Source organism: Gaiella sp., from assembly GCF_035558935.1.
GTDB lineage: Bacteria > Actinomycetota > Thermoleophilia > Gaiellales > Gaiellaceae > Gaiella.
This window is the reverse complement of record NZ_DATMBZ010000028.1, coordinates 1-25407: the sequence shown is the minus strand read 5'-3', so window position 1 is coordinate 25407 and position 25407 is coordinate 1. Positions and strand designations below refer to the sequence as shown.

General features: G+C 71.3%; 28 protein-coding genes. 23 read left to right on the top strand and 5 right to left on the bottom strand.

The window, feature by feature from the left end:
• Positions 1–1013, bottom strand: a 1013-nt coding sequence (locus VNM44_RS03085; RefSeq protein ID WP_325622491.1) for an ATP-binding protein, incomplete at its 3' end; no start/stop codon positions are given.
• 136 nt (positions 1014–1149) lie between these two features.
• Between VNM44_RS03085 and VNM44_RS03080 the strand changes: the two genes are divergently transcribed.
• The 14 genes from VNM44_RS03080 to VNM44_RS03015 all read left to right on the top strand — a co-directional run bounded on the left by VNM44_RS03080 (position 1150) and on the right by VNM44_RS03015 (position 14916).
• Positions 1150–2022 (top strand): alpha/beta hydrolase, encoded by an 873-nt coding sequence (locus VNM44_RS03080; protein ID WP_325622489.1) that lies wholly within the window; start codon positions 1150–1152, stop codon positions 2020–2022.
• Positions 2023–2248: 226 nt separating this feature from the next.
• Positions 2249–3175, top strand: a complete 927-nt coding sequence (locus tag VNM44_RS03075) for an ABC transporter ATP-binding protein (RefSeq protein ID WP_325622487.1) — start codon at positions 2249–2251, stop codon at positions 3173–3175.
• Entirely contained in the window at positions 3172–3906 is a 735-nt protein-coding gene (locus VNM44_RS03070) for a hypothetical protein (protein ID WP_325622485.1), read from the top strand. Before VNM44_RS03075 ends, VNM44_RS03070 begins: the two co-directional genes overlap by 4 nt.
• Positions 3907–3908: 2 nt before the next feature.
• Complete coding sequence (locus VNM44_RS03065) at positions 3909–4799, top strand: ATP-binding cassette domain-containing protein (RefSeq protein ID WP_325622483.1); 891 nt, start codon at positions 3909–3911, stop codon at positions 4797–4799.
• Positions 4796–5941: an ABC transporter permease gene (locus VNM44_RS03060; protein ID WP_325622481.1), complete on the top strand. Its 1146-nt coding sequence runs from the start codon at positions 4796–4798 to the stop codon at positions 5939–5941. The genes VNM44_RS03065 and VNM44_RS03060 overlap by 4 nt, the downstream gene beginning before the upstream one ends.
• A 77-nt stretch (positions 5942–6018) precedes the next feature.
• A complete protein-coding gene (locus VNM44_RS03055) occupies positions 6019–7254 on the top strand; it encodes an ATP-binding protein (protein ID WP_325622479.1) in 1236 nt (411 codons plus the stop codon).
• Between the two features lie 296 nt (positions 7255–7550).
• The gene (locus VNM44_RS03050; RefSeq protein WP_325622477.1) at positions 7551–8549 is read left to right on the top strand and encodes a hypothetical protein; all 999 of its coding nucleotides are present in this window, start codon (positions 7551–7553) and stop codon (positions 8547–8549) included.
• A complete protein-coding gene (mbhE, locus tag VNM44_RS03045) occupies positions 8546–10771 on the top strand; it encodes a hydrogen gas-evolving membrane-bound hydrogenase subunit E (protein WP_325622475.1) in 2226 nt (741 codons plus the stop codon). The genes VNM44_RS03050 and mbhE overlap by 4 nt, the downstream gene beginning before the upstream one ends.
• Complete coding sequence (locus VNM44_RS03040; protein ID WP_325622473.1) at positions 10768–11205, top strand: MnhB domain-containing protein; 438 nt, start codon at positions 10768–10770, stop codon at positions 11203–11205. The genes mbhE and VNM44_RS03040 overlap by 4 nt, the downstream gene beginning before the upstream one ends.
• Positions 11202–11600 (top strand): NADH-quinone oxidoreductase subunit K, encoded by a 399-nt coding sequence (locus VNM44_RS03035; protein WP_325622471.1) that lies wholly within the window; start codon positions 11202–11204, stop codon positions 11598–11600. Before VNM44_RS03040 ends, VNM44_RS03035 begins: the two co-directional genes overlap by 4 nt.
• Positions 11597–12967, top strand: a complete 1371-nt coding sequence (locus tag VNM44_RS03030) for a complex I subunit 5 family protein (protein ID WP_325622469.1) — start codon at positions 11597–11599, stop codon at positions 12965–12967. The genes VNM44_RS03035 and VNM44_RS03030 overlap by 4 nt, the downstream gene beginning before the upstream one ends.
• Positions 12964–13437, top strand: coding sequence for a Na+/H+ antiporter subunit E (locus tag VNM44_RS03025; protein ID WP_325622467.1), 474 nt, complete (start codon positions 12964–12966; stop codon positions 13435–13437). The genes VNM44_RS03030 and VNM44_RS03025 overlap by 4 nt, the downstream gene beginning before the upstream one ends.
• A gap of 4 nt (positions 13438–13441) precedes the next feature.
• Positions 13442–13708: a monovalent cation/H+ antiporter complex subunit F gene (locus tag VNM44_RS03020; RefSeq protein WP_325622465.1), complete on the top strand. Its 267-nt coding sequence runs from the start codon at positions 13442–13444 to the stop codon at positions 13706–13708.
• Positions 13705–14916 (top strand): universal stress protein, encoded by a 1212-nt coding sequence (locus VNM44_RS03015; RefSeq protein WP_325622463.1) that lies wholly within the window; start codon positions 13705–13707, stop codon positions 14914–14916. Before VNM44_RS03020 ends, VNM44_RS03015 begins: the two co-directional genes overlap by 4 nt.
• A 4-nt stretch (positions 14917–14920) precedes the next feature.
• Here the strand turns inward: VNM44_RS03015 and VNM44_RS03010 are convergent, their stop codons facing one another.
• Entirely contained in the window at positions 14921–15514 is a 594-nt protein-coding gene (locus VNM44_RS03010) for a TetR/AcrR family transcriptional regulator (protein ID WP_325622461.1), read from the bottom strand.
• An 84-nt stretch (positions 15515–15598) separates the two neighbouring features.
• On the opposite strand from VNM44_RS03010, the gene VNM44_RS03005 reads away from it, so the two are divergent.
• Genes VNM44_RS03005 through VNM44_RS02990 form a run of 4 tightly spaced genes read left to right on the top strand, consistent with a single transcriptional unit; the run spans position 15599 to position 19878 of the window.
• Positions 15599–16363, top strand: coding sequence for an ABC transporter ATP-binding protein (locus VNM44_RS03005; RefSeq protein WP_349258002.1), 765 nt, complete (start codon positions 15599–15601; stop codon positions 16361–16363).
• A gap of 2 nt (positions 16364–16365) precedes the next feature.
• Complete coding sequence (locus VNM44_RS03000; RefSeq protein ID WP_325622457.1) at positions 16366–18918, top strand: ABC transporter permease; 2553 nt, start codon at positions 16366–16368, stop codon at positions 18916–18918.
• Positions 18919–18935: 17 nt separating this feature from the next.
• Positions 18936–19385, top strand: a complete 450-nt coding sequence (locus VNM44_RS02995; protein ID WP_325622455.1) for an SRPBCC domain-containing protein — start codon at positions 18936–18938, stop codon at positions 19383–19385.
• Positions 19386–19437: 52 nt separating this feature from the next.
• Complete coding sequence (locus VNM44_RS02990) at positions 19438–19878, top strand: SRPBCC family protein (protein WP_325622453.1); 441 nt, start codon at positions 19438–19440, stop codon at positions 19876–19878.
• Here VNM44_RS02990 and VNM44_RS02985 read toward each other — a convergent pair.
• Complete coding sequence (locus VNM44_RS02985) at positions 19870–20472, bottom strand: hypothetical protein (RefSeq protein ID WP_325622451.1); 603 nt, start codon at positions 20470–20472, stop codon at positions 19870–19872. The genes VNM44_RS02990 and VNM44_RS02985 overlap by 9 nt on opposite strands.
• A gap of 77 nt (positions 20473–20549) precedes the next feature.
• Here VNM44_RS02985 and VNM44_RS02980 point away from each other — a divergent pair, with 77 nt between their 5' ends.
• Complete coding sequence (locus tag VNM44_RS02980) at positions 20550–20996, top strand: hypothetical protein (RefSeq protein WP_325622449.1); 447 nt, start codon at positions 20550–20552, stop codon at positions 20994–20996.
• Positions 20997–21011: 15 nt separating this feature from the next.
• On the opposite strand, the gene VNM44_RS02975 is transcribed toward VNM44_RS02980, so the two are convergent.
• Both VNM44_RS02975 and VNM44_RS02970 read right to left on the bottom strand, forming a co-directional pair.
• The gene (locus VNM44_RS02975) at positions 21012–21296 is read right to left on the bottom strand and encodes a hypothetical protein (protein WP_325622447.1); all 285 of its coding nucleotides are present in this window, start codon (positions 21294–21296) and stop codon (positions 21012–21014) included.
• 116 nt (positions 21297–21412) lie between these two features.
• The gene (locus tag VNM44_RS02970; RefSeq protein WP_325622445.1) at positions 21413–21886 is read right to left on the bottom strand and encodes a hypothetical protein; all 474 of its coding nucleotides are present in this window, start codon (positions 21884–21886) and stop codon (positions 21413–21415) included.
• 72 nt (positions 21887–21958) lie between these two features.
• On the opposite strand from VNM44_RS02970, the gene VNM44_RS02965 reads away from it, so the two are divergent.
• From VNM44_RS02965 to VNM44_RS02950, 4 genes are all read left to right on the top strand, one after another.
• Complete coding sequence (locus VNM44_RS02965; RefSeq protein WP_325622443.1) at positions 21959–22408, top strand: GNAT family protein; 450 nt, start codon at positions 21959–21961, stop codon at positions 22406–22408.
• 119 nt (positions 22409–22527) lie between these two features.
• Positions 22528–24111, top strand: a complete 1584-nt coding sequence (locus VNM44_RS02960; RefSeq protein ID WP_325622441.1) for a L,D-transpeptidase — start codon at positions 22528–22530, stop codon at positions 24109–24111.
• A 54-nt stretch (positions 24112–24165) separates the two neighbouring features.
• Positions 24166–24714: a M48 family metallopeptidase gene (locus VNM44_RS02955; protein WP_325622439.1), complete on the top strand. Its 549-nt coding sequence runs from the start codon at positions 24166–24168 to the stop codon at positions 24712–24714.
• A gap of 94 nt (positions 24715–24808) precedes the next feature.
• Positions 24809–25372 carry a hypothetical protein gene (locus VNM44_RS02950; protein ID WP_325622437.1) on the top strand — a complete coding sequence of 188 codons (564 nt, stop codon included), beginning with the start codon at positions 24809–24811 and terminating at the stop codon, positions 25370–25372.
• The last annotated feature ends 35 nt before the right edge of the window (positions 25373–25407 follow it).

The window sequence follows — 25407 nt, the reverse complement described above, 5'->3', positions numbered from 1 at the left end:
TCGGCGAGCCGCGCATGCAGCTGCTCGCGCTCGCCGGGGAGGACCGTGGCGTAGATCGCCTCCGCCAGCAGCGCGTGGCGGAACCGAAAGCCGCTCGTCGACGGCTCGGCGACGAGGACGCCGGCCTCCACCGCGGCGCGGAGCGAGTCGCGCAACTCGCCGTCCGGCAGCTCCACCGTCGCGCGAAGCAGCTGATAGCCGACATCGCGTCCCGCCGCGGACGCCAGACGGAGCACGTCCTGCGTCGTGTGGTCGAGGCGGACGACGCGCTCGAGGAGGACGTCTCGCAAGACCGGGGGAAGCTCCACGCGTTGTTCGTTCGCCGCCGCAAGCAGCTCTTCGGCGAGGAACGGGTTTCCCTCGGAGCGCGCGACGATCGCATCCGTCAGCGCCGCCGACAGGGGACGGTCGGCGTGAGCCGCGAGCAGCTCGGCAAGCTCGTCGCGCTCGAGCGGGCCGAGCTGGACGTGGAGCGTCGAGCCGGAGCGCTGGACGCGGTCGGCCAGCCGTCGCATCCGCTCGCTCGAGGCCGTGTCGTCGGCGCGGTAGGTCGTGAGCAGGAGAACCGGCCGGTCGTGCAGGTTGTGCGCGAGGAAGACGACGAGATCGAGCGTCGAGGTGTCGGCCCAGTGGAGGTCTTCGAGCAGGAGCAGCAGCGGTGTGGAAGCCGCACGCTCGGTGAGGAGCGCAAGGGTCTCCTCGAACACGCGCAGCTGCGACCCGGACGCCTGGGGGTCGACCTCCCAGGGCATTCCGAGCGGGCGCAGCGCCTCGACGAACGGCTGGTACGGAAGCTCGGTGCCGACGAGATCGATCGAGCGCCCGACGAGAACCTCGAAACCGGTGTCGCGCGCCCGTCGAACCAGCTCGGAGGCGAGGCGAGTCTTCCCGATTCCGGCCTCCCCGGCGGCGAGGACCGTCGCACCGCTTCCGGCGCGCGTCGCGTCGAGCGCGCGCTCGAGCTCCTCGAGCTCGCGACTCCGTCCCACGAACACCTCGCGCGCGCGAGCCACCTCCCGGTCAGTATCGCGCAGCGACCCGCCACGAGATAGGGAGGCCCGGCGCGGAAGATAAGGACCTCCGCCCGATGCGCTCCGGCCCGCCCCCGGCCACCATCGTTCGTCGAGGCGAACGGGAGGAGGCCAGGAGATGACGACGATTGCGCGCGACGCGCGGGTATCGACGGCTCGGACGAAGGCACACACGGTGCGAGGCGGGGGAGGCCTCGGGCTGCACGTGCGCGAGTGGGGGCCGGAGGACGGGACGCCGATCGTGCTCGTGCACGGCTGGTCGCAGAACCACCTCTGCTGGGCGAAGCAGGTCGAGAGCGCGCTCGCACGGGAGTTCCGGCTCGTCGCGTTCGACCTGCGCGGCCACGGCATGTCGGGGGCGCCGCTCGGCCGCGAGCACTACACGGACGCCGCGCTCTGGGCGGACGACCTCGCGGCGGTCCTCGGCGAGCTGGGCCTCGTCCGCCCGGTGCTGGTCGGCTGGTCGTACGGCGCCTTCGTCATCTGCGACTACCTCCGCGCGCACGGCGAGGCGCGGATCGCCGCGATCGAGTTCGTGGAGGGCGTCACCGAGCTCGGAGAGTCGGCGTTCGGCACGTTCATCGGTCCCGGCTTCCTCGACCACTTCGTCGACGCCACGAGTGACGACCTGCCGACGAGCCTACGCGCGATGCGTTCGTTCGTCCGCACGTGCCTCGTGGCGCCCGTGTCGGACGAGGACGTGGAGGCGGCGATCTGCTGGAACATCGTCGTGCCGGCCGCGATCCGGGCCAACCTCGCAGCCCGCGAGATCCATGGCGACGACGTCCTGCGCGGTCTCGGCGTCCCCCTGCTCCTCACGCATGGTCGCGAGGATTCGGTCGTGCTCCCGGCGATGGCGGAGCACCTGCTCGCCACCTGCGCGACGGCCGAAGCGTCGTGGTACGACGGCGTCGGCCACGCGCCGCACATCGAGGCGCCCGATCGCTTCAACCGCGAGCTGGCCGCGCTCGCCCGACGCGTACACGCCTGAGGCCGTCCGCGGCGTCTCGCCTCCGCGCATTCCACGCATCGGCGATCGGTGCACTCCCCGATGCTGCGGGGCACGGTGCGCGGGAGACTCACGGCGGGATGTGATCAGGATGACGCGCCCGCAGCCGGCGCCTGCACACCGAGAGAAGGAGCTCCACGCACAGACGACGTCTCGAACGTCGGTTGAGCCAGCGCGGGCCGGGACGTCCGTCGACGGCGGCGCCGTGGTGTGTGCCGAGCACCTCACGAAACGCTTCGGCGAGGTACTGGCCGTCGACGACCTGAGCTTCGCGCTCGAGCGCGGCACCGTGACCGGCTTCCTCGGCCCGAACGGAGCCGGGAAGACGACGACCCTGCGGATGCTGCTCCACCTCGTCCACCCGACGGAGGGCCGTGCGCTCGTCCTCGGCGGCCGCTACGAGGAGCTCCGCCGCCCCGCGGAGCGGGTGGGAGCCGTGCTCGAAGCCGCGGACTTCCATCCGGGCCGCTCGGGACGCGACCACCTGTTCGCGCTCGCTCTCGCGCTCGGCGGCGCCCGCGGCGACGAGGGCTCGTTCCGCGGTCGCGAGCGGGCGGCGAGGACGCGGGTCGACTCGGTGCTCGAGCTCGTCGAGCTGACCGGCGCGGCGCATCGTCGCGTGGGGAGCTATTCGCTCGGGATGCGGCAGCGCCTCGGCCTCGCCGGCGCGCTGCTCGGCGATCCCGAGCTCCTGATCCTGGACGAGCCGGCAAACGGCCTCGATCCCGAGGGCGTGCGCTGGCTGCGCGACTTCCTGCGCGGCTTCGCGGGAGAGGGGAAGACGGTCTTCGTCTCGAGCCACGTGCTTGCCGAGGTCGCGCAGACCGTCGACCAGGTCCTGATCATCAACAAGGGAAGGCTCGTGACGTTCTCGTCGCTCGCGGAGCTGACCGCTCGGCTGACAGGCGGCGTCCATGTGCGCGCACCCGGCATCGACCGCCTGCAGGCCGCGCTGGAGGCGGAGGGCATCCGCTCGACGCTGTTGGACGGCGCTGAGCTCCTCGTCGACGCGGCGCCGAGCGCCCGTGTCGGTGAGATCGCCTTCCGGGCCGGCGTGCCCTTGCACGAGCTCGTCCCGCAGTCGTCGACTCTCGAGGATGCCTTCCTCGAGCTGACCGCCGAGGATGCGTCGTGATCGACCAGCTCCTCAGCGAGCTCCGCAAGATGCGCTCGACGCGCACCAATCTCGGCCTCCTCGCCGGGATGGTCGGCCTGACGCTGCTGGCGGTGCTGATCAACGGCTTCGTCCTCGGAGCGGCCGAGCTTGCCCGCCACGACGACCAGCACACACTCCTGTCGGCGGGCACCTCCGGCGCGCTCTTCGCCTCGCTGATCGGCGTGATGGCGATCACGAGCGAGTTCCGGCATGGAACGATTCGCTCCACCTTCCTCGTCACGCCGGACCGCACCCGCGTGATCGCGGCGAAGGTGATCGCGAGCCTGCTGATGGGAATCCTGTTCGGGATCGTCGCGATCGGACTGTCCCTCGGCCTCGGCTATGCCATTCTGCGGATCCGCGGAATCGACTTCGCCCTCGACACCGGCCACGTGGTGCTGCTCGTGCTCGGCACGCTTCTGATGACGGCGCTGTGGGCCGCACTCGGCGTCGGCGTGGGCGCCGTGGTCACGAACCAGGTGTTCGCCGTGATCGGCGTGATCGTCTGGGCCTTCTTCGTCGAGAACCTCCTCCGCGCCCTCGAGCCGGACGTCGGCCGCTTCACGCCGGTGGCGGCCAGCGACTCCCTCACGGCGGGCTTCGCCGACTACCTGCTCGCCCCGGCGCTGGGCGGCCTCGTCCTCGCCGCATATGCCGTGGTGTTCCTCGCCGCGGGCGCGGCCCTCGTCGCGCGCCGCGATGTGACGTAGCGATGCTCGGCATCGAGGGCGTCCGCAAGCGGTTCGGGCCGATTGAGGCGCTTGCCGGTTGCTCGTTCTCGCTCGAGCGCGGCCGGATGCTCGGCTTCCTGGGGCCGAACGGCGCGGGGAAGACGACGGCGATGCGCGGGATCTTCGGGCTCGTCGAGCTCGACGGGGGAGACGTGCTCTGGGACGGTCGCCCGGTCGGCGAGGAGGAGCGGCTGCGGTTCGGCTACATGCCGGAGGAGCGCGGCCTCTATCCGCGCATGCGGGTCGCCGAGCAGCTTGCCTACTTCGGCCGGCTGCATGGACTGGAGGCGGACACGGCGCGCGCCGCGGCGTTCGACTGGTTGCAACGGCTCGGGCTCGCCGACCGCGCCGATGCAAAGGTCGAGGAGCTCTCGCACGGCAACCAGCAGCGTGCGCAGCTCGCCGCGGCGCTCGTGCACACCCCGGACCTGCTCGTCCTCGACGAGCCCTTCGCCGGCCTCGACCCCGTCGCCGTGCGAACGCTTGCCGACGTGCTCCGCGACGAGGCGGCACGCGGCGCCGCCGTTCTCTTCTCGAGCCACCAGCTCGACCTCGTCGAGGAGATCTGCGAGGAGGTCGTGATCATCGACCACGGCTCGATCGTGGCCGAGGGTGAGCTCGATGCCCTGAGACGCGCCTCGGCCCGGCGCCGGATCGCGCTGCAGCTGGAAGGCGCGCCGTCGGACTGGCTTCCCGACGTCGCCGGGGTGCAGCTCCTCGCGCGCCGGAACGGCACCCTCCGGCTGGCGGTCGGGCGAGACGTCGATCCGAAGCACGTCCTCGCGGCGGCCGAGCGCGTGGCGTCGGTCGTCGAGTTCCGCTACGGGCCGCCCACCCTCGACGAGCTCTTTCTCGAGCTGGTAGCGCGATGAACGGACGGCGCGCCACCACGCTCGTCGCGTCGCGCGAGATCCGCGAACGGCTTCGCAGCAAGGCGTTCATCGCCTCGACCGTCCTGATCCTCGCCCTCCTCGGCGTATCGGCCCTCCTCGTGCGGCTCGTCGATCCGCACGAGACGTACCGCGTCGCCGTCACGGCGCCGGCGCCGACCGGCCTCGCTGGTGCCCTCGAGCGAGCTGCCCAGCCGTTCGACGACGCGAAGGTCCGTCTCCGGACGGTCGAGTCGGCCGCCGCAGGGCGCCGGCTCCTCGAAGAAAAGGGGGTGGACGCACTGCTCCTGCTCTCCGCCGACAAGCTCGTCTTTCGGCAGAACGTCGACGTGAAGGCGGCCGCCGTCGCCGACGCGGCGGTCCGGGCGCTGCGCAACGAGCTGCCGCCGACGCCCGCGCTGACGACGGCGACGCTGCATCCGCCCGAGCACGAGCCCGGCGACGCGGCGGTTCTCGTCGCGTATGCCGGTTCGCTCCTCCTGTTCATGTCGCTCGCCTTCTACGGCCAGTGGGTGATCAGCGGTGTCGTGGAGGAGAAGAACAACCGCGTCGTCGAGGTGATTCTCTCTGCGGTCCGGCCGCGCGACCTGCTCGCCGGCAAGGTGATCGGGATCGGCTTGCTCGGCTTCGCGCAGCTGGCGCTCATCGCCGGGCTCGCGGCCGGGATGCTGGTTGCGGGAGTCTTCGATGCGCCGGCCGGGCTCGGCGTCGACATCGCGCTCGTGATCCCGTGGTTCGTCCTCGGGTTCGCGCTCTACGCCGTCGCGTACGCGGTCGCGGGCGCGCTCGCCTCGAGCCAGCAGAATGCCGAGACCGCCGGGCAACCGGTGACGTACGCGCTGCTCGCCGTCTACTTCGCAGGCTACGTCGCGCTCGCGAGCGACCCGGAAGGCCTTCTCGCGAGCGTGCTGACCGTCTTCCCGCTGACGGCGCCGCTCGTCCTTCCCGCTCGCAGCGCGCTGGTCGGGGTGCCGCTCTGGCAGCACCTCCTCGCCGCCGTGCTCGTCCTCGCCGCGATCTACGCGCTCGTGCGCTTCGCCGGCCGCGTGTACGCGCTCGGGCTCCTGCACGGCGGGTCCGGGCTCGGACTGCGCGCTGCCTGGCGGATCGCCCGCGCGCACTGACCGAACGTTCGGGATATGGCACCACGGCGCGTCGTCCCGGCGTGTCGCGCGGGCGAGCCATTGGCGTTAGGCTCGCCGTGAGCAGCGCGGGAATGGACGAGACCGACTTCCTGGACCGGGTGCGGCTGGTCGCCGAGGCCTTCCGCCCCGCGGCCCCGATCGATCGGCGAGAGCTCTTCGCCGGGCGCGCCGAGCAGATCGCCGAGCTCTTCTCGATCGTCTCCCAGCCAGGTCAGCACGCGATCGTCTACGGCGAGCGCGGCGTCGGGAAGACGTCGCTCGGACTGGTCGCCGCGGAGCTGCTGGGGGCGGCGGACGTCCTGTGCGCCTGGGCGACCTGCGACGCGAGCGACGACTTCTCGAGCGTGTGGCGGAAGGCGCTCGGCGAGATCGGTCTCACGACCGCGAAACAGGCGCTCGGCTTCGGTGAGCACGTCGACCAGACGACGGAGCCTCTCTCGAAGCTTCTGGCGTCGGAGGTCACGCCGCACGCGGTCCAGGGCGCCCTCAAGCAGGCCAGCCGCCAGCGCCCGGTCGCGATCGTCTTCGACGAGTTCGACCGCTTCCAGGACGCGGACGGGCGCGTGCTCTTCGCCGACACGATCAAGGCGCTCTCGGACCGGGTCGTGTCGTCGACGCTCGTCCTAATCGGCGTCGCGGACAGCGTCGGGGAGCTGATCCGCGAGCACCGCTCTGTCGAGCGAGCGCTCGTCCAGATCCAGATGCCGCGTATGTCGGCCTCCGAGCTGGCCGAGATCGCGACGAACGGCGTCACGGCGGCGCGGATGACGATCACCCGCGCAGCGGTCGCCAGAATCACCGCCCTCTCGCAGGGATTGCCGCACTACACGCACCTCCTCACGCAACTGGCCGCGCAGGCCGCTCTCGCCGAGCGACGCGCCGACATCGGGGTTCGTGACGTCGACGCAGCGGTGACGCGTGCGATCGACCGCGCGCAGCAGAGCATCGTCGAGGCGTATCGCGAGGCCGTCACCGGCAGGCCGGGCACCATCTATCCGCAGGTGCTGCTCGCGTGCGCCCTCGCGGAGGAAGACGAGTTCGGCTTCTTCGTCTCCTCGGACGTGCGAGAGCCGCTGAGCAAGATCCTCCACAAGCCGTCCAGGACGAGCGCGTTCGCTCGGCACCTCGAGGAGCTGTCGAGCGAGTCGCGGGGCGCCGTGCTCCAGAGGTCGAGCGGAGGAGGAGGAGCGGCGCGCTACCGGTTCGTCAACCCGCTCCTCCAGCCGTACGTCGCCATGCGCGGGATCTCGGAGGGCGTCGTCCGCGTGAGCGAGCTGCAGCCCGGAAGGTAGGCGAGTCGCCGTGAGGCTCGAGGAGCTCTGCCGGGTCTCGATGCGCTACGTCACCGGAAGCTGGCGTGAACGAGGTCGCGCACGGGCCGCCCGCGATCGGCGAGGAGCCGCCCGAGAGATTCCGTCAGCGCTCCGCGTGAGCTCGGTGGAGCCGCCTAGCGCCGGGCGCTTCGCCTCGCATCGCCGGTAGAGGTTTCACGGAGCGGCGCGGACGGGCAGGATGCCCCCGTGGAAGCGGCGGCGGGCGAGATCCGGCCCTCGACGACGACGGGCATCCCCGGCTCGTCCTCGGCGCCGTGAGCTCCGCCGTCCTCCTGCCGGCGAGCTTCGCCATCCTGCTCGCCGGCGCGCTGCTGTTCACGAACGCGATCGAGTGGTTCGGCAGCATGGTCGGGCTCGGGCAGGGGGCTGTCGGCAGCCTCCTCGCCGCCGTGGCGACGGCGCTGCCGGAGTCGCTGATCCCGATCGTCGCCATCATCGAGGGCGGCGAGGGATCCGAGGACGTCGCGGTCGGGGCGATCATCGGCGCGCCGCTGCTCCTGGCGACGATTGCAATGGCACTCGTGGGGCTCGGGGCGGTGCTCTACCGCCGTCGTCGCGAGACGGGGCTGCACCTGGACGTGCACTTCCCGACGCTCGAGCGCGACCTCGCCTTCTTCATGGGCTGCTTCCTCGTCGGTCTCCTGCTCGGGCTCGGCGCGCCTCCCGCGGTCCAGATTCCTGCGGCGGTCCTGCTTGTCGTGGCGTACGCCGTCTACGCGCGCTGGACACTCCGGCACAGCGGCGACGTCGAGGAGGCGGAGGAGCTGCGGCCGCTCGTCCTCGACGCGACCCGTGGCGACCCGCCGACCATGGGCCTCGTCGTCCTTCAGCTCCTCGTCGCGCTCGGAGCGATCGTCGGCGGTGCGCACATCTTCGTCGAGCAGGTGCTGCACGTCGCCGACAGCGTCGGCCTCGAGCCGCTCGTGCTGTCACTCGTGCTCGCACCGTTCGCGACCGAGTTGCCCGAGAAGGCGAACAGCTTCTTCTGGGTTCGGGAGGGCAAGGACTCGCTTGCGCTCGGCAACATCACCGGCGCGCTGGTGTTCCAGTCGACCCTGCCGATGGCGGTCGGCCTGGCGTTCACCTCGTGGGAGCTCGACACCTACTCGATCCTCGCCGGCTGCCTGGCGCTCGCCGGTGGGCTCGTCGCGATCGTGACGCTGCAGGTGCGGCGCCGCTTCAGCGCTCCTGCGATCGCGCTGTGGGCGGCGCTCTATGCGGCGTTCGTCGTCTACGTAATCTCCACCGCGTGAGTCGCGGACGCGCCGACGTGCTCGCCTGGTCGGCGGTGGCGAGCGCGGCGGCGGCGTTCGTGGCGTGCCTGGCGGGGTGGCTGGCGGGAGGCGGTTCGGTCGAGCTCGCCTGGGCCCCCACGCTCGGGCTCCGCATCGACCTCGCGTTCGACGGGCTCGCCGCGCTCTACTCGCTCCTCGCCACCGGCATCGGCGCGCTCGTGTTCGCCTATGGCGCCGGCTACCTGCCGTGGCACCTCGAGCACGTCGGGCGTCCGGCGCACGACGCCTGGCGGTTCTGGCCCTGGATGGTCGTCTTCATGGGCTCGATGGTCGGCCTCGCGTGCGCCCGCGACCTCGTGCTGCTCTTCGTGTTCTTCGACCTGACTGCCGTGGCGTCCTACTTCCTGATCGGCTTCGACCGGGACCGGGACGCGCGCGGTGCCGCCCTGATGGCCCTGCTCGTCACCGGTGTCAGTGCGGTGGCGTTGCTCATCGCCGCGGTCCTCCTCTACGACGCCTACGGCACCTTCTCCCTTCCCGAGCTCTTCGAGCGCGCCGAGACCGGGACGACGACCACCGTCGCCGGCGTACTGATCGCCGTCGCCGCGCTCGCGAAGAGCGCCCAGGTGCCCCTGCACTTCTGGCTTCCGCGCGCGATGGCCGCGCCGACGCCCGTCTCCGCCTACCTGCATTCGGCGGCGATGGTCGCCGCCGGCGTCCTCGTGCTCGGCCGTGTCCATCCGCTGCTCGTGAAGAGCGACCTCGTGCTCGACGGGCTGCTCGTCGTCGGGCTCGTGTCGATCGCGGTCGGCGGCGTGCTCGCGCTCGCGCAGGACGAGCTGAAGCAGATCCTCGCCCACTCGACGATCTCCCAGTACGGCTACGTCGTGACGCTCTACGGAATCGGCGGCGCGACGGCCGCCGGCGCGGCCACGCTCTACGTGCTCGCGCACGCGATCGCGAAGAGCGCCTTGTTCATGACCGCAGGGGCGGTGACCGTGACGACCGGCGAGTCGCAACTCTCCCGGCTCGGCGGGCTCGGGCGACGCCTTCCCGCGCTCGCTGTCGCGAGCGGCGTCGCGGCAGCGACGCTGGCCGCGCTCCCGCTGACGCTCGGCTTCTTCAAGGACGAGCTGTTCTTCCAGGCCGCCGGCGAGCACGGACGCCTCGTGCAGTTGCTCGCCGTGGGAGCGGCGGCGCTCACCGTCGCTTACATCGGGCGCTTCTGGCTCGGCCTCTTCACCGGCCCTCTCCGGGCGAGACCGAGCGGTGGCGTCCCTCCGCTCTTGCTCGGGCCGATCGCGGTCCTCGGCGCACTGGCGCTGGTCGGCGGCTTCGTCGTCGAGCCGTTCGCCCGGCTGGCCGAGGACGCGGCCGAGGTCACGCACGTGGGCGGGCTCGACGTCGCTCCGGCGTACCACCTCGACGCAGGCACAGAGAACGCGATGGCCCTCGCCGCGTGGGGGCTCGGGGCACTCGTGCTGCTGGCGTCTCGGTTCCGCGAGCCGCTCGTGCGCGCCTTCGCGCGAGCGGGGGAGCGCGTGGGGCCCCGCCGCTGGTACGCCCTGTCGCTCCTCGGTCTGAACCGGCTCTCCGACTGGGCGCACGACACCGAGGTGCGCGACCTGCGCAACAGCATCGCCGCGGTGCTCGTGCCGGCGGCCGCGCTGATCGCTCTCGCGTTCGTCGTGACCCCGACCCGCGGCTCGTACGCGGCCGGCTCCCTCGGGGCGGACGACCTGCCGATCGTCGTCCTGCTCGCGCTCGGGGTGGCGGCGGCGGTGACCGCCGCGCGCGACCGCGGCCGTCTGCGCCCGGTCCTGGCGCTCTCGGTGCTCGGCTTCGCGCTCGCGGGCGTGTACGCGATGGCGGGCGCGCCGGACGTCGCGCTCGTCGCGGTCCTCGTCGAGACCGTTCTCACGCTCGTTTTCGTCGGCGTCTTCGCACGGCTTCCGTCCGCCTCCGTACGCCGTCCCCGCCTGCGGGCGCGCAACGCGATCATCGGTGCGGCCGCAGGGGCATCCGTGTTCGCGGCGATCTGGGGCGCTCTCTCGCGCCGGACGCCGGCAGAGGGGGTGGCGGCCGAGCACATCGAGAGGGCGCCCGGGGCACACGGAGGCGACGTCGTGACGGTGATCCTCGCCGACTTCCGCGGGCTCGACACGATGGTCGAGATCACCGTCCTCGCGGTCGCGGTCGTCGGTATCGCGAGCCTGCTCAGTCGCGGGAGACCGTGGTGAGCCTGATCCTGGAAGTCGTCGCTCCACGTCTGCTCGGGCCGGCGGTGATGGTCGCGGCCGCGATCATCGTCAAGGGCTACGCCGACGTCGGCGACGGGTTCAGCGCGGGAGTCGTGGTCGCCCTCGCCGTTGCGCTGCGCTATGTCACGCTCGGTGCCGAGCGCGCGGAGAGCGGCCTTCCCGTGCTCAGGCACGCCCCCGCCCTCGCGGCCGCGGGGCTCCTGCTCGCGCTGGCGATCGGCTTCTTCCCCGTCGCCTTTGGCGATCCGCCGTTCACCCACTTCCCACGGCCAGGCGAGCACGTCGTCGAGATCGGGGCCCTGGAGCTGACGACTGCGGTGGCGTTCGACGTCGGCGTCTTCCTCCTCGTCGCGGGCTCGCTCGTCGAGGTGATCCACCAGCTCACACGGCTCGTCGAGGGCCCGCGACGGTGAACCTCGTCTTCGCACTGGCCGCCTCCGCGCTGTTCGGCACGGGCGCCTACCTGATGCTCGACCGCGACCTCGTCCGCGTCGTCTTCGGCGTGGTCCTCGTCTCGCAGGCAGCCGTGCTGACGCTCGTGGCCTCAGGGCTCGCGCGTGGGTCGGCGCCGATCTACCCCCTCCCCAAGGGCTCGGTGAGCGACCCGCTCAGCCAGGCGATGGCGCTGACGGCGATCGTCATCGGGCTGGCCGTCACCGCGCTGCTCCTCGTCCTGGTCCTTCGCGTCGTCCAGGCCTACCGGTCGCCCGAGCTCGCGGAGCTCGCCGGACGCGAGGCGGAGCGAGACGCGCGTCTCGCGCGCCTCCACGAGCGAGAGCACGCCGAGGAGGAGGCGGCAGCCCGATGACCGCCCTCTCGCTGGCGCTCCTCGTCCCCTGGGCCGCGGGCATCGTCCTCGCGCTGTTGGACGGGCGGCGGCCGCTGGTCGGGTGGCTCGCCGTCGGCGTCCTCGCGACGAACCTCGGCGCGCTCGTGGCACTGGCCGTGCCGGTGCTGCCCGACAGTTCCGTCGTCGTGACGACAGGCGACTGGCCGGCCGGGATCGGAATCACGCTCCGGGCCGACGCGCTCGGCGTGCTGTTCGCGCTGTTGTCGTCGCTTGCGCTGCTCGCCGCGATGCTGCACGAGGTCCTCGACGGCGTGCGCGAGCGGGTGTTCCCCGGCCTCGTCACGTTGCTCGCCGCCGGACTCACGGGCGTGTTCCTGACGGGCGACCTCTTCAACTTCTACGTCTTCTTCGAGCTGGCGATGACGGCCGGGTACGTGCTCGCCACCTACGGGGGCGGCAGGCGAGAGCTCGGCGCCGCGCTCGTCTTCACGACGGTCAACCTGCTCGGGACGTTCATCTTCCTCCTATCGGTCGCGGGCGTGTACCACGTCACGGGAACCCTCGAGATGTCGGGCATCGCTGCCCGGATGGACGACGTCGATCCGAACGCCGCTGTGCTGCTCGCCGTCGGCTTCTTCGTCGCCTTTGCCGTCAAGCTCGGGCTGTTCCCGTTCCATTTCTGGCTGCCGACCGTCTACAGCGGCGCGCGCCCCGCGGTGGCTGCGATCCTGAGCGGCGGCCTCGCGAACATCGGCGCCTACGGCCTCTTGCGGTTCGGCGGGGAGCTGCTACCGGACGAGCTCGACCTCGCGGCGGGCGCGCTGATCGTCGTCGGGGGCGCCTCGATCGTGTACGGCGGGATCCTCGCCGTCTCGCGCCGCAGCGCGAGCGAGATGCTCGCCTACTCGGCGATCGGCCAGGTCGGCTACGTCCTCGTTGCAATCGGCGTCGGCGGTCCCGTCGGCTTCGCCGCCGCGATCCTCTACACGGTCGTGAACGCGCTCAACAAGACCCTCCTCTTCCTGACGGCGCAGATGCGCGGAGCGGTCGTGGGTGCGGCATTCGCGCTCGGTGCGCTGAGCGTCGCGGGGGTACCTCCCGCGGGGGGGTTCGTCGGCAAGCTCGAGCTCTTCCGGGCGGTCGCGGACGATCCTGCACTGATCGTGCTGTTCTTCCTCGGCAGCGCACTGTCGTTCGTCTACGCGTTCCAGACGTACCAATACGACTTCTGGCGCGGCGAGCGACGGGGCCGGCGGAGCACGATCCCGCAACAGGCGGTCGTCGCGGCGCTCGCCCTGCTCGTTCTCGCGCTCGGCGTCTGGCCCGAGCCGCTGCTCGCGCTCAGCCACGATGCCGCGGAGCTCCTCGCCGGGGGCGGCGGATGAGGGGCACACTCGTGCGCGCGGCGGGCCTCGCCGTCGTCTACCTCCTCGTCCTCACGAGCGTGGCGCCCGGCGACGTGCTGGTGGCGGTCGCGCTGGGCCTCGGAGTCGCGCTGGGGCTCCGTCCTCGTCGCCCGACCCACTCCGCCGTTCCGTGGCCCGAGCGTGTCGTCGCAGCCGCGGTCGTCGCGGCGCAGACCGCGCTCGAGATGGTGCGCGGCAGCTGGCGCGTCGCCCGCTTCTGCCTCGGCGACCGCACCGGCCCGGGATTCGTCGAGATCCCCCGCGATGCCCGCTCGCGCCACGAGACAGCTCTCTGGGGAGTGCTGACCGGGGAGGCGCCCGACGAGGTCGTCGTCGAGGCCGGGCGCGACGTCCTGGTCACCCACCTCGTCGATGCGCGCGACCCGGACGCCGTCAGGGCGAGGCACGCCGCCACCCACGAGCAGTGGCAGCGCAAGGTGGTGCGGTAGCGGCGTGCCCGACGCGGTCGCCGCTGTCGCGCTCGCGTGGGCGACGCTGCTCGTGCTCGGCGGCGGCGTCGTGCTCCTGCGCTCGCACGACACGCTCCACCGCGTGCTGGCGCTGGACGTGCTCGTGTCGATCGTCGTCGCGCTGCTGACGATCCTCTCCTACCTGCGCGACGTCTCGTACTACCTCGACGCGGCGCTCGCGCTCGCACTGCTCTCGTTCGTCGCGACGCTCGTCGCGGTCAGGCACCTGACCCGGGGAATCCCCTCGTGATCGAGTCGGCGCTCGACGTGCTCGGGGCGGGCGTGCTCGGGCTCGGGCTGCTCCTCGCGACGATCGGTCTGTACGGGCTCCTGCGGATGCCCGACATCTTCGACCAGCTCCACGCGGCGGGGCTCGTCACCGGCCCGGCGGTCCTCGTGATCCTCCTCGCCTCGGTCTCCACGGGAAGCGCCGACATCGTCACGAGCGCCGCCCTGGTCTTCGTCTTCGTGCTGGTCACCGCCCCGCTCGCAGGCCACACGATCGCCCGAGCGGCCTGGTTGCTGGCGGGTGCGGACGACGACGATGCGTCGCCGGGGGCTCCGCCGCGCGCCGATAGCCTGTCGGGAGACGGCATGCGGACGCTTGTTGCCTACGACGGGTCGGACGCGGCGAAGCGGGCGCTCGGGGTCGCTGCGCAGCTCGCGGCGTCGGGTGCGGACATCGCCGTCGCGAACGTGGCGCCTCCGCTCGGCGAGCCGGACTTCGCGGGCTCGCCCGAAGTCGAGGACCCGGAACAGGAGATGCTGCTCGCCGAGGCGCGCTCCGAGGTCGCCCGCAGCGGGACGGCCGCGGTGACCGTCCGTCGGCGGGGAGACGCCGTCACGGAGCTCCTCGCGGCCGCCGAGGAGCTCGAGCCGGAACTGATCGTGGTCGGCTCGCGGGGACGCGGCCCCCTCACAGCGGCACTTCTCGGCAGCGTCTCCGCGGCCGTTGCGGGGCGCGCGAACGCGCCGGTCCTCGTCGTCGGTCCTACGGCCGTGTTGGGCGAGGGGCCGATCGTCGTCGGCGTCGACGGGTCGGAAGCCTCCCTGGACGCCGCTCGCGCCGCCGCGAGGCTCGACCGAAGCCTCGGCCGCGGCCTCGAGGTCGTGCACTCGTACACGTTGCGTCCGATCCCCGGCGCGTCAGCGGTGCCGGAGGCGCGGGCAGAGCTCGCGCAGGTCGACGAGCAGCGAGCCGAAGAGCTGCTCGCCGGGGTCGCCGACGCGCTCGGCGTCCCCCGCGAGGCGACGCAGACCGTGCGCAACGGCAGCGAGCCGGCCGCGCTCCTCGGGCTCGCGCGCGACCTCGACGCGACGCTCCTCGTCGTGGCCTCCCGCGGCAGGGGAGCGGTTCGCGCCGCGCTGCTCGGCAGCTTCTCGATGAGCATCCTCGCCGACGCCCCGTGCCCCGTGGTCGTCGTCCCGCCGGGAGCGCGCGCGTCGTCACCCGGCTGAGGCGCTAGGGCCCGGCAGGCGGCGCGAACAGGTCGACGATCCGTCCCCGGTGCCGTGCGAGAAAGGCGGGGTCGTGCGCGTCGAGGCCGAGTGCCCCGACGAACGTGCGGCTGTGCGCGAACGGAAACCAGCAGAGCGAGAACAGCTCCAGGAAGAGGTGGTCCACGTCGGCGTCCGCGACCGCGCCGGCCAGCGCTCGTCGCGCCTCGTCGAGCGCCTTTTCGCCGAGCAGCGTCGAGAGGGACGGCCGCTCGGCGAGCGCCTCACGCTGCATCAGCAGGACGTAGTTCGGGTCGCCGGCGAGGAAATCGATCAGGCGGCCGACGATCGCGTCGAGCGCCTCCGCCGGTGAGCCGGCGGCCGCCGCCGCTGCGAACGCGGGCTGCATGGCCTCCCGACCGCGCTCGAGCACGCGCACGAGAACTGCGTCGTAGAGCTCCTGCTTCGAGTGGAAGAAGTATCCGGGCGTGCTGCGCGCGAACCCCGCCGCCTCCCCGATCCGCTGCAGGCTCGTCTCCGCAAACCCCTGACGCGCGAACATCGCCTCGGCGGTGTCGAGGATCGCGTTCCTCGTTCGCTCGGCGTCGCGTGTGGCCATTACGGAATGATAACTGGCTGGTCGGCCAGCTAGTGATAAGCTTGTGCTCGCAACCATTATTTGGGAGGAGCCAAGTTGAGTGCTATCGCTACGCCTGACGTCCCCGCCGTCGAGCCGGCGACGTCCGGGAGCGTCGTCGCTGCGCGCGACGTGACGCGCGTCTACGGTGAGGGTGAGACGGCCGTGCACGCCCTGCGCGGTGTGAGCGTCGACTTCCCGCGCGGCCAGTTCGCCGCGATCATGGGCCCGTCCGGCTCGGGCAAGTCGACGCTGATGCACATCCTTGCCGGTCTCGACCGACCGACCAGCGGCTCGGTCACGATCGACGGCAAGGAGATCGTCGGTCTCGGAGACGTCGAGCTCACGAAGTTGCGCCGGGACAAGGTCGGCTTCGTCTTCCAGTTCTTCAACCTGCTTCCCATCCTCACCGCGGCCGAGAACATCGAGCTGCCGCTCTCGATCGCGCGCCGTCGGCCCGACCAGGCCTGGCTCGATGAGCTCGTCGGCGCGGTGCGGCTCGAGGATCGCCTCGACCACCGGCCCGACGAGCTGTCGGGCGGGCAGCAGCAGCGGGTCGCCATCGCACGCGCGCTGCTCCCGCGGCCCGCGGTCGTGTTCGGCGACGAGCCGACCGGCAACCTGGATTCCAAGACCGGCGCCGACGTGCTCCGCCTGCTGCGCCGGGCGGTCGACGAGTACGGACAGACGATCGTCATGGTCACCCACGACGCCTTCGCCGCAGCCGAGGCCGATCGCGTCCTCTTCCTCCGCGACGGCGAGATCGTCCGGGACGAGCGGCACCGGATGCAGGGCACCGAGATCCTCGACGTCGTGAAGGGACTGGAATAGCTATGGGCCGAGTCATCCTCCGCGGGTTCTTCTCACGCAAGCTCCGCTCGGCGCTGACGGCCGTTGCCGTCGTCCTCGGCGTCGCGATGGTCTCGGGCACGTTCGTGCTCACGGACAAGATCAACGCCGCGTTCACGAACATCATTCAAGAGGGCAACCGGAACGTCGACGTCTCGATCACGAAGGCGGGGGCGTTCGGCTCCGGGATCCCCGGCGAGAGCGGCGTGCCGTTCGACTCCTCCGTCCTCGGCGACGTCACCCGCGTGGCGGGCGTCCGCGAGGCGGCCGCCGTCGTCGAGACCTCGGGATTCCTCGTCAAGGGCTCCGAGAAGCTCACCGCCCAGGGCGGCGCCCCGTCGATCCTCGCGAGCGTCGAGCCGCCGGCGCTCAGCCCGTATACGCCCGTCGCCGGCTCGCTCCCGAACCGAAGCGGCGAGGTCGCGGTCAACCAGAAGCTCGCGCAGGACGAGGCTCTGCGGATCGGTCAGCGACTGCAGCTGTCGACCGCCACGGGCCTTCACCCGGTCGAGATCGTCGGCATCGTCAAGTTCGGCGACGTCTCGTCGATCGGCGGCGCGTCGATCGTCGTCGCTCCCCTCGGCGACGTGCAGGAGTGGTCGCATCTTCGGGGACAGGCGACGCGCATCACCGTCGCAGGCGACCCCGGCATGGACGACGCCGCTCTTGCGGAGCGCCTGCGGGCGAGCGTGCCCGCCGACCTGACCGTCGAGACGGGTGCCGTCAACGCTGCGAGGCAGGCAGATGACGTCGCCGAGCAGCTCGGCTTTCTGAAGTACATGCTGCTCGCGTTCGGGTTCGTCGCCGTCTTCGTCGGCGCCTTCATCATCTTCAACACCTACTCGATCACCGTCGCTCAGCGCACGCGCGAGTTCGGCGTGCTGCGAACGCTCGGCGCCACGGGCCGCCAGACGCTTCTGGCGGTGCTCGGCGAGGCGCTGCTCGTGGGCCTGATCGCAACCGCCCTCGGAATCCTCGGCGGCATCGGCTTCGCGTCGCTGCTGATGTGGGTGTTCGACCGCGCCGGCTTCGGCATCCCCTCCGCCGGCACGATCGTCGAGGTCCGCACGATCGTCTGGGCGGTCGTCGTCGGGCTGGGCGTCACGTTGCTCGCGGCGCTCCTGCCTGCGCTTCGCGCTCGCGGTGTGTCGCCTCTGGCCGCGCTCAGGGAGGGGCTCACCGCCCGCCGCGGGCGTCGCTGGGTGCGCGTCTCCCTCGCCTCGGTGTTCCTCCTGCTCGCGCTGGCGATGATCGGCCTCGGGGTCGCCGGCGACGGCACGCTCGAGACGCGGCTCGCCACGCTCGGAGGTGCCGCGCTCACGTTCTTCGTCGCCGTCGCCCTCGCGATGCCGTACCTGGTGCGGCCGGTCGTCGCGGTTCTCGCTCCCGTCGTCCACCGTCTCGGCGGCGAGGGCAAGCTCGCGACCGGCAACACGACCCGGAACCCCGGCCGTACCGGCGTCACTGCAGCGGCGCTGATGATCGGAACCGGGCTCGTGGTGTTCGTGGCCATCCTCGGGAGCGGGCTCAAGGCGTCCATCAACGACTCGCTCGACCGGTCGGTGCGAGGCGACCTGATCGTTCAGGCCGAGACCTACGGCTCCCCGCTTCCGTCGGGCGTGGTCGACGCGACCGACGGGGTGCCCGGTGTTGCCGTCACCTCGGCGGTCGGCGTCGCACCCGTGCAGATCGACGGGAAGACCGAATCCCTCATCGCCGGAATCGACGTCGACACCTTCGGATCGGTGTACGCGTTCGAGTGGGACGAGGGGTCGGACGCGCTGGTCGCCGACCTGGGCACGTCCGGCGCCCTCCTCGAGCGAAACATCGCACAGGCCGCGGGCGTCGACGTCGGCGACACGATCACCGTCCGCAACCGCGTCGGCCATACCGGCTCGTTCGAGGTCCGCGGCACGTACGACGACCCGAACGTCCTCGGTGCCGTGCTCGTCTCCGACGTGGCGCTCCGGCCGCTGCTCGAGCCGGGCAACACCGGCGTCGGGTTGATGCTCGTCAAGGCGGCCGGCGGGGCCGACACCGGCGTCGTCCAGCGGGACGTCGAGAGCGCGCTCGCGAAGTTCCCCGTCGCCTCGGTGCAGTCGAACGCCGAGCTGCAGGACGAGGTCGAGAGCAGCGTCAACCAGCTGCTCGCGATCTTCTACGCGCTCCTCGCCATGAGTGTCGTGATCTCGCTGTTCGGGATCGTCAACACGCTCGTCCTCTCGGTCTACGAGCGGACGCGCGAGATCGGCCTCCTGCGGGCGATCGGAACGACGCACCGGCAGGTGCGCCGGATGATCCGTTACGAGAGCGTCCTCACCGCGGTGCTCGGGGCGTTCGTCGGCGTCGGGGTCGGCGTGCTGTTCGGGTACGCGATCACGACCGCGCTGTCCGACGAGGGCCTCGCGTTCGCGCTCCCGCTGGGGCAGATCGTGGTGTTCATGCTCCTCGCGGTAGTCGCTGGCGTCCTGGCGGCGGTCTTCCCCGCACGCCGCGCATCGAGGCTCGACGTCCTCCAGGCCCTCCAGCACGAATGACGAGGAAGGAGATACCTGTGGCAACGGAACTGAGCCACGAGATCGAGATCGACGCACCGACCGACGAGGTCTGGCGGGCGCTCGAGGAGACCGAGCGCTACGCCGAGTGGAACCCGTTCATCGAGAGCCTGCGCGGCGAGCTTCGCGAAGGCGCGAAGCTCGAGGTGCGGGTCGCGCCGCCCGGCGGAAAGGCGATGACGTTCCGGCCGACCGTGACGGCTGCCCTGCCGGGGCGAGAGCTTCGCTGGCTCGGGCGCCTGCTCGTGCCCGGGCTCTTCGACGGCGAGCATCGATTCCTGCTCGAGCCGCTCGCCGGCGGACGGACCCGGTTCGTCCAGAGCGAGCGCTTCAGCGGCGTCCTCGTGCCGTTGCTCCGCGGGACGTTGGCCAAGACCCGCCTCGGCTTCGAGCAGATGAACCGGGCACTCGCGGCCGAGGTGGAAGCCCGACAGGGCAAAGCGGCATAGGCTTTGTGCGCCCTGCGAGCCGAGAGGCGGCGACGAGCGCGAGAATGAGCGCATGAAGCGGATCGAGGCCGCGCATCGCTTCGACGTCCCCGTCGAGCGCGGTTTCGCGTTCGTCACCGACACCGGCAACTGGCCCAGGTTCTGGCCTGGATACGTCCGCCTCGAGGACGGCTCCAGCTGGCGAGGCGTCGGTGACACGGCGCGGCTCGTGACCCGGCTGCTCGGCCGCGAGCGGCTGCTGACGATGACGATCACGTCCTTCGAGCCCAACCGGCTGGTCACGTACACGTCGACCCAGCCCGGCCTCCCGGACGCGTCTCACGAGCGCCGTTTCGATCCGGCCGACGGCGGGTTCCTCTACGGGCTCGTCGTCGAGTACGAGCCGCGTCCCGGGCTCGCGGGCCTCTTCGACCGCATGCTCCTCCCGCGGGGGATCCGGCGGGCGTTCGAGAGCACCTTCGCCGCGCTGGAGGCTGGGCTCGGCTCAGGCTGAAGCGGCGAACGCGCGGAGAACCTCGCGCCCGCTGCCGACGAACGGCTCGCCGTGCGCGAGCAGCAGGTGGTCGAAGTCGAGCTCGGCCAGTCGTCCGTAGGCCTCGCGCAGGCCCTCTTTCGTCCGCTCGGGCTGGTCCATCAGGAAGTCGGGGACGAACGCGAGCGCGCCTCCCTCCTCCCAGCGCACCGCGCCGTCGGCGACTGCGAGCGCGCGATACGCCGGCATGTACAGCGCGCTCTCGTCCGGGCAGATCGCGCCGACCTCGTGGACGACGATGCCCCCCGGGAGCTCGTCTCCGAAGTCGAAGGGCTGCACGGGTTCGCCTTGCTCGAACTCGTGCAGGCCCTCCCGGACACAGCCGACGGACGCACCGAAGCGCTCGACGAACTCCCCGCTCGAGCGGTAGTGGTGGCGGTTGGTCAGGAGGATCTGCTCGGGTGGGCCGTGCTCGGCGAACCAGTCGAGCCCGTCGGGCGGCGCGATCGGGTCGATCAACGTTCGTTCCGCCGGGAGGTAGTACGAATGGACCCGGATCTCGATGCGCGGATGGGGCGCGGCCCAGTGCCAGATGCCCGGAGCGATCTCGTTCACGGCGGGGAACGTAGCGCAGAGCGCGCTGCGAACGTGTGGCACGTTCGCCGATGACCGTTGTGGGGCATGATCTGCGCATGTCGACCGGTGGGACCCGCCTCCTGATTGCGGCCGGCGAGGCAGCTGCCGGCCTCGCGGAGCTCCCGCCCGACGTGCGGAAGCTCGTCGAGGGCGCGGCGGAGATCCTCGTCGTCTCGCCCGTGCTCGTCGGGCGGCTTCAATGGCTCGCATCGGACACGGACCGCGCGCGGTACGAGGCGGACGAGCGGCTCGAGGCCGTGCTCGGGCACGTACGGGAGCTGGCGCCCGGCGCGCAGACACGGGGCCAGGCCGGGGACGACACGCCGCTGACGGCGTTCGAGGACGCGATCCGCGCGTTTCGGCCGGATCACGTCCTCGTCGCGCTGCGCGCAGCCGACCACGCCTCGTGGCAGGAGCGAGGGCTGATCGATGCCGTGCGCGACGAGTTCCAGCTCCCTGTGACGGTCTTCGAAATCGACCGCGCGGGCCAGGTTCCCGACTAGCGCGAACCGCTCGGCCTACTGCGTCATCCGGTACGCGACCTGGTACTTCGCGACGTCCGAACGCCGGCCGGGCGTGTCGCCGGCGGGCATCGCGTTCAGGATCTCGTCGCCTGCGCGGTAGTCGTCCTCGTTGCCGAAGAAGAGGATGACGAGCGACCGCTCCGCGTCGGGGTCGTGGAGCACGACGATCTCGGTCGCGTTCAGCCCTTCGGGCTGCTCCTCGTCCTGCATGTCGCGCTGCATCTGTGCGACGCGATCGCTGGAGACGCCGTCGAACGTGACGACACGTGCGAGAGCCATTGCGGCCTCCTTCTCGAATTGCCAGCCGGGCCAGCGTACGACAGCTCGGGCTCGGTTTGCACTTCCTCGATCGCTCTGTCCACAAACGACCCTGACGTGGCGCTGGCGCTGCACGCTCAGTACCCGTTGAGCTCGCCGATCTGGATCCCGAACACCTGACCGGCCGCGCGCAACCGGTTCGCGCCGCGCCTGAGGTAGTGGTCGGCTCGTTTCGCGTCCCTCGTGGCGGCGGCGACCTCCCCGCTGTCGTTCTCGACGAAGTCGAGCTGACTCTGGGTTCCCTCGAGCGTCGCCTCGAACCCCTGAAGCGCGAGCTCTCTCCCGCGTCGCGCGGTCTCTGTCGTCCCGTGCAGGCGCCGTAGGTGCGCGAGTAGGTGAACCAGCTCGACACGAAGCGTCCTTCGATCGTGCGTCGTACGGATCTCTCTGACACCACGGAGCAGGTCTTGCTCGATGGAACGATCGGCCGGCCCGGGCGTCGGCGCCGACGACCCGCATCCGCTGACCACCGCGAAACCGACCAGGCAGAGCGTCATACAGCCGAGGAGACGCGCGCGAACGAGCCGAAGGTGCCGTGCGATCTTCCGCATCGACAGATTCTTCACCGTACCCCGCTACTGCGGCGAAACGGCCTAGAGCCGACAACGCTCTACGATCGCCGTGTGGCCGAGTTCGTTCCGCCGGATTTCGACGTACCGCTCGGGCTCGAGACGCCGCAGTTCGTGCTGGAGCCGCTTGGACCGGAGCACTGCGAGCGCGACTACGCCGCCTGGACGTCGTCGATGGATCACATTCGCTCGACCCCCGGCTGGTCCGAAAGCCGCTGGCCGCGCGAGATGACCCTCGACGAGAACCGCGCCGACCTGGAGCGCCACGCGAACGACTTCCGCAGCCGCACCGGGTTCACGTACACGGTGCTCGATCCCCAGAGCAGCGACGTGATCGGCTGCGTCTACATCTACCCGCTCCCCGACGGTGAGCACGATGCCCGCGCACGGTCGTGGGTGCGCGCAAGCCGTGCCGATCTCGACACACCGCTGTGGCGCGCCGTGCAAGGCTGGCTCGCGTCGGACTGGCCGCTCGGCAGGGTCGAGTACGCGCCGCGCACCTAGCGCCGAAGCGCCTCCACCAGGCGTCCGGGCTTCGCATGTTCCTCATGTCGCCGTGGTAGACAGGCCGGGTGACGGTCGAACCGGTCAGGCGCCATCGGCCAAGGCGGTCGGCGGCTCGGATGCTCGTCTGGGCGTGTGGACTGACGTTGATGGTCTGCGGGCTCGCGGTCGGCGCTGCTCTGGTCTGGTGGCCCGCGCCGCGTGTCGAGCCGGACACCGAGGCGCTCGCGCACGTCGTGCAGCCTGGCTACGCGGGTCGTGTTTCGAGCGTCGTCGTCCGTGGGCCTGATGGAAGCGCGATCCCCGTTCGCCTGCGCCGGGGCCGACTGTGGCCCGAGAGGCCACTCGCGGTGGGTGAGCGGCTGTCCGTGGAGGTGACGGTTCGTCGGCCGCGCTGGTCAGGCTGGCTCGTCGGCCGAAGCGCACGATCCACGCTCGTGGTGCGCACGCCGAGCGCTCGTCTTCGTGACCGCTGGCTCGAGGTCGGCACCGGGGAGCCTGTCATCGCGACGTTCGACAAGCCGGTGCGGTCAGTGGTCCTCCGCGTGCGCGGACAGGCGCGGATGCTCCGCTTCGCCCGAGCGCGCACGAGGGTGGACGTCGGTGTGGTCGCGGCGGGGACCCGGCCCGCAGGGAGCGTCTCGGTCGGCGCTGTGCCGCGTGTGTGGGAGCAGATGCCGAAGCCCACTCCGTTGAGCTGGTTCCCGGGCCGCCGCGGCGCACAGGCGCTCGTCGAGCCCGACGCCGGCATCACTCTGGCACCTGACAGGCCGATCACGCTCACGTTCTCCCGTGCGGTGCGAACCATCTTCGGAACGCGTCTGCCGACGCTCACTCCGCCGACACCGGGGCAGTGGCACCGCCTCGACACGCACACGCTCTCGTTCCGTCCTCGCGGGCTCGGGTATCCCCTGGGTGCTCACGTGGCCGTTCGCCTCCCCCACCCGGTGGGTGTAGCCAACCCGCCCAGCGGCGCCACCCGAACGCTCGGGTGGGACGTGCGTCATGGGACGATCCTGCGTCTCCAGCAGCTCTTGGCGCAGGCTGGCTATCTCCCACTTCGCTGGAGCCCGGCCGAGGACCCCGTGACGTCGACCGCCCACACGGAGCTCGCCGCAGCGGCAGAGCCACCGCCCGGACGGTTCCGGTGGCGCTATGCGAACACGCCGCACGAGCTGCGTTCGCTCTGGCAGACCGGAAGCTGGAACGAGATCGTCCGCGGCGCGGTGATGATGTTCGAGGACACGCACCACCTCGACGTGGACGGCTTCGTCGGCCCGAAGGTCTGGAGCGCGCTCCTTGCCGACACGATCGCGGGGCGCACGCGAACCGACGGCTACAGCTACGTCTATGTCCACCGCAACGTCCCGCAGTCGCTGACCCTCTGGCACAACGGGCAGACGATTCTCCGCTCGCCCGGGAACACCGGTGTGCCCGCCGCCCCCACGCAGCTCGGCAGCTTCCCGGTCTTCGAGCACATACCGGTCGGGACGATGAGCGGCACCAACCCCGACGGCTCCCACTACCACGATCCCGGCATTCGCTGGATCAGCTACTTCAACCACGGGGACGCCATCCACGCCTTCAACCGCGCGAGCTTCGGCACGCCGCAGAGCCTCGGCTGCGTCGAGCTCCCGCTCACCGCCGCCGCCAAGGTGTGGCCGTACACGCCGATCGGGACTCTCGTCACCGTCGAGAACTGAGGCCCGCGGCCGCCGAACCGGGTCCGCCCGACTCGGGCGCTACCCTCGTGCGCCGTGGAGACCGTCGAGGTGCGGTGGTCGCCGCGAGCGCGGCGATGGCGACTGGAGGTGCCGTGGGGACAGGCGCCGCGGCTTACCGTGCCTCAGGGGACGAGTCGCGCGGGCGTCGAGCGCTTGCTCGCAGAGAAGCGCCCGTGGATCGAAGATCAGCGGGCTCGGCAGGTGCCGCGACTCCGTCTCGACCCAGCTGCGGTCAGCGAGTCGCAGGCGCGGTCGACCGCCCGGCAGCTCGTTTCGACGGTGGCCTCGGAGGAGGCCGCGCGCATCGGCGTCGAGTATCGCCGAATCCGTATCGGGGGGCAACGCACTCTCTGGGGCTCGTGCTCCTCGCGCGGCACGCTCTCCTTCAACTGGCGGCTCGTGCTCGCGCCGTCCGAGGTGCTGGACTACGTGGTCGTGCACGAGCTCTGCCACCTGCGCGTGCCGAACCACTCGAGACATTTCTGGGCGCTCGTCGAGCGACACCGTCCGCACTGGCGCCGGCAGCGTGACTGGCTGCGTGACCACGGGCCCGAGCTCCTGGCGTTCCGTCCGCGCGCCTGATGGCACCGCGCTGGCACACCCGTCGACGGCATCTCGAACGCGTCGGAGCGCGGGCGACCGCGACTAGGGTGTGGCGGCCGGATCGGAGGAGCAGATGAGCGAGTACATCGTCAGAGCGCTCAGCCCGGACACCTGGGACGGGTTCGCCGGGCTCGCGCAACGGCACAACGGCGTGTTCGGGGGCTGCTGGTGCACCTACTTCCACACGATGCACTCCGAGAAGACGTTCGACGCCGACGACAACCGGAGTCTCAAGCGGCGCCTCGTCGAGGAGGGCCGGGCGCATGCCGCGCTCGTCTACGACGGGGACGAGGCGGTCGCGTGGTGCGAGTACGGAAGCCCCGAGGAGCTGCCGAACATCTACCACCGCAAGCAGTACGAGGAGGAGCTCGACCTCGTCCCCGACTACCGGATCACCTGCATCTTCGTGGACAGGCGCTACCGGCGAAAGGGGCTGTCGGCCGTCGCGCTGCAGGGTGCCGTCGACCTGATCTCGGAGGCGGGCGGTGGCGTCGTCGAGGGCTACCCGCACGACACGCAGGGCAAGAAGAAGTCCGTGCTCTACAACGGGACGCGCACCCTCTTCGAGAGGGCGGGCTTCACGTTCGTCCGCAGCAAGGGCACAGGCAACTGCGTCATGCGCCGCTCCGTCCCCTGACCCGCCGCGGTCATCGAGGTGGGCTGCAGGATGCG